Annotated in this window: 1 protein-coding gene; it reads right to left on the bottom strand. The window is 51.4% G+C overall.

All coding sequences use genetic code 11. From position 1 onward, the window contains the following. The coding region (locus ACOCD2_RS25600; protein WP_293650910.1) for a helix-turn-helix domain-containing protein at nucleotides 1–396 on the bottom strand (396 nt) is incomplete at its 3' end. Nucleotides 397–551 lie beyond the last annotated feature (155 nt).

Below are 551 nucleotides of genomic sequence, written 5' to 3'. Positions count from 1 at the left end.
GCTCCAGTCAAACTGCGCCGCATCACCGGCAGGGAACACCAGGGGCACAAAGGCCTGGGTCAGTGCGGGACGGGCCTGTTTCCAGTGCTTCACAAAACGCTGTACGCTGTCGTAAGCCCCGGTATAGCCCGCGCCCTGAAGGTCCTCAAACAGACGGCGGGCGGTACGTCGTTGCTTTTTCGGGCGTTGGCTATCCTGCTCCAGCCAGGTCTTCAGTTGATCTTCATAGGCGCCCAGCTGTGGCTTGGGCTGCTGCCTTCGTTGGTAACGCTGCGGATCACTCTGGTTCAAATACTTGCGAACCGTATTGCGCGACAGGTTAAAACGACGGGCAATCTCACTGATGCTTTCACCGTTCACTTCATGACGGCGACGAATCTTGGCAATGGTTTCCACTCTATTATCAATAAGCCTTTTTTTATCTTTTATATTCTATGGCTTATTTTCCTACTAAACGATAATACCATGAAAAATACCATGCTCAGAAAATCCTTCAAAATGCTCGAAATGTGCCGATTGAGCACAGCTACACAGCACCCTAGGCTACCTTC

It is taken from the genome of Thiolapillus sp., assembly GCF_048562965.1.
Lineage (GTDB): Bacteria > Pseudomonadota > Gammaproteobacteria > Chromatiales > Chromatiaceae > Thiolapillus > Thiolapillus brandeum_A.
Note: the sequence above shows the minus strand (reverse complement) of the source record. Positions and strands in the feature narration are given on the sequence as shown.